A 262-nucleotide genomic window follows, 5' to 3' on the forward strand; every position below is an offset into this window, starting at 1 on the left:
GCGCCGCGGATCCGATAGCCGCGCCATGCGTCATACAGGTACTTGAGCGGCTTGTTGTCCGGGTCGGTGACCGTCACCTCGGCTTCGCCGGACTGTTGCTCGATCCCGACCGTGCCGATCTTCCAGGTGCCGCCGTCGGCGTCGGTGTGGGTGGCGATGCGGTCGGTCTTGTCGTCGTAGGTGTTGACCGCGTGTACCCGCCCCGACGGCAGGGTCATCTTGGTGAGCTTGTTCGGAGCCGCGGTGCGGGCGGCGTAGTGGT

At 67.2% G+C, this 262-nt stretch carries 1 protein-coding gene; it reads right to left on the reverse strand.

From position 1 onward, the window contains the following. A partial coding sequence (locus HCN51_RS57905) for a hypothetical protein (RefSeq protein ID WP_168022249.1) occupies positions 1-218 on the reverse strand: 218 nt, incomplete at its 3' end. Between the last annotated feature and the right edge of the window lie 44 nt (positions 219-262).

The sequence above is a fragment of the Nonomuraea composti genome, assembly GCF_012034275.1.
Taxonomy (GTDB): domain Bacteria; phylum Actinomycetota; class Actinomycetes; order Streptosporangiales; family Streptosporangiaceae; genus Nonomuraea; species Nonomuraea composti.